Below are 2519 nucleotides of genomic sequence, written 5' to 3' on the forward strand. Positions count from 1 at the left end.
CTGGTCTTCTGGTCAGGTGAGCTTGGGAAAATAAAGTCTTACCAAGCCCCTCCCTTTAGGGATGGGGTTCCTGACTTTCGGCTTGCTCTTCCATTTCTTGAATGGCAAGCAATAATTCTTCCTCTTGTTCTTCAAATTCCGATTCGGGAATTTCCCCCAAATCGAAAGCAAGCTGGAGGGCTAACAGTCGCTTTTGTAAGTTTTCTTTGTCATCGAGTTCTGCATTGGCGCGTTCGAGCAGTTGTTCTCCGATCCAAGCGATGCCCTCAATCGGAGCGGTGACGGGTAGGGTAAGTAGGCGCAGAATCATAAGGCAAGGGGTTAGGACAATAAAGGGTTCGGCGAGATTGGCAAACTTGCCAGGTTTTGCCCCCTCGTCCGGCTTTTATTATATCATAAAATAAAGAAACGCGGCAAAGGAATTCAGAATTAATCCCATTAAAATTGTTGTTGAATCGATCGCCGGTGGGGGCGAGTTCAGTGGAGTGAGAGGTAGGTTGCAGGATTGTACGGGAAACCACCCCGGCAAAAAAGCGATCGCCGTCAAACAGCGATCGCCTTTTCGAGCGGGGGTTGCGCCCGCAGGCATCACCCCCTACAGCTCACTTAGACGAAACTGAAGTAATCCGACTGCAAACTCAGGTCAGAAACATCCTGAACCACGGCAATCAAATCCTCACTGTCGCCCTCGGTGCGGTAAATTGCCGTGCCGGTTGGCATGCCTTCTGGAGAAGCCGCAAGGAAATAGTCAGCCGCCGAACCGTGCAACTGGATAGAATCTTCAGTGGCATTGAATTCGGTGAGAATTGCATATTCCTGGCCACTATCCCCATCGGCGCTATTGAGATAGTAGGCTTGGTTGGCATCGCCGAGGGTGAAGGTTTCGGCACCGGGTTGACCGATGAGCTGGTCAACCGCACCCATGTCTGCATCGATCGCATTTTCATCCATGCCGGTGACGAGATCCGTTTCCTCATCAGCGAGTAAGGAGCGATCGCCGAGATTGAAATTCGTCCCCGGATTGACAGCGATCGCGCCCCCGATGCGACCTTCGGCAAATCCGTGCATCAGATAGTGTACGTAGCCACTGGCAAACCCGCCCTCGCTGACGGCAGACTCCACATCCGGGTTATTCGCCAGATACTCACTATTGCTAAACGCCAAACTCGGGTCGCGACCCTCGGACATGCCGTAGTAGAGAAAGTGTTCCATCGCAGTACGGAAGGTACCGTTTTCCACCGCATCGGCAACATCGGCATTTTGCGACAGATAGTCTTGGGCGTTGAAGGTTTGTGTCAGCACCTCAAACTGCGGGAACGGATTGCGACCTTCCGCGAAACCGACGGTCACTAAATGTTCCAAACCATTGCTGTATGTGCCATTGGCGATGGCCTCGGCGGCATCCGCGTATTGCGACACATAGAACATCTCGAACTCTTTAAAGACATCGCTAGGGAAGCGACCTTCAGCAAATCCGAACTTGATGAAATGTTTGAACCCACTGCCGAACGAGCCATTGGTAACGGCATCTGCCACATCCGGGTTATTGCTCAGATAAAGGTTCGTGAAAACCTCACTGGGGGCGCGACCTTCCGCAAGCCCAAACAAGCTAAAGTGTTCGGCAGCGCTGCGGAACGTTCCATTTGCCACGGCGTCCGCAACGTCTAAATTTTCTGCCAGATAGTATTCGGGGTCGAAGAGTAAAATTGAGAGCTTGCGGGGCTGAGCGGTTTCACTCTCCTCATCATCACTCAATTCTTCGCTGTTGCTGCTAGCAGGCAACTCCTGGAGAGGCAACCCTGCGCTATTGGGGGAATCGGCGTCAAGCTCGTTCGTGAAGGTCGGACGGAACAGATCTTCCTGAGAAAGGGTCTCGAAGGTGGGGCGAACTGTGGGATCTGCCACTCGCACTTCTGCCATCTTCTGCTCGATCGCCTCTTTGGTATTGTTGGCGAGAAACTCTTCCACCGGCAAGGTACCTGCTGCCAATTCCGGCAACCCAACAGCGATTTGGCCCACCGCCACTGCCTGCATTTTGGTGATTTCCGTGGCCATATCTTTTAACGGAATACCACTTTCGATCGTGTCTTGGACGATTTGGTTGCCCAGGGTCATCACTTGCGCCGCCGCCGAAGCGACGCTGCTGACTTGCTCCGCATTCACGGTACTCCCTTCCGCACCGAAAGAGGCACTCCGACTGATTGCATCTTGGACGATGGCCTCGATCGTCTCGAGTTGGGTTAAGTCAACCGAACTGTTAGATTTGACCATCTTGGCGATGCTAGCGATCGCGGCATGACCGAGTTGCTGCAAGTCAATATTGCTTCCACCCTCGATTAACTTCGCCGTTTGGACGATCGTATTTTGCACCTGAATCATCGCCGCAAACACTGCGGCTCCATTCGGATCCCCATTGGCGATCGCTTCAAGAGGATCGTAGGTGTGCGATTCGTTCCCGCAAAAGTGGAGGGTAAATGCCCGAAACGTAAGCGGGGCAAGGAAAACAGTCCCTAAAGGCT

General features: G+C 52.9%; 2 protein-coding genes and 1 pseudogene. All 3 read right to left on the bottom strand.

Annotation, left to right across the window (positions count from 1 at the left end; translation table 11 throughout):
• Window positions 1-55: 55 nt before the first annotated feature.
• A complete protein-coding gene (locus tag LKK83_RS05775; RefSeq protein ID WP_324629985.1) occupies window positions 56-310 on the bottom strand; it encodes a gas vesicle protein GvpG in 255 nt (84 codons plus the stop codon).
• A gap of 78 nt (window positions 311-388) precedes the next feature.
• A complete protein-coding gene (locus tag LKK83_RS05780) occupies window positions 389-592 on the bottom strand; it encodes a hypothetical protein (protein WP_324629986.1) in 204 nt (67 codons plus the stop codon).
• Window positions 593-606: 14 nt separating this feature from the next.
• A pseudogene (locus LKK83_RS05785) lies at window positions 607-2519 on the bottom strand (hypothetical protein); the annotation flags it as partial.

The sequence above is a fragment of the Phormidium sp. CCY1219 genome (assembly GCF_035615515.1).
In the GTDB taxonomy this organism is placed as follows: Bacteria; Cyanobacteriota; Cyanobacteriia; order Cyanobacteriales; family Laspinemataceae; genus CCY1219.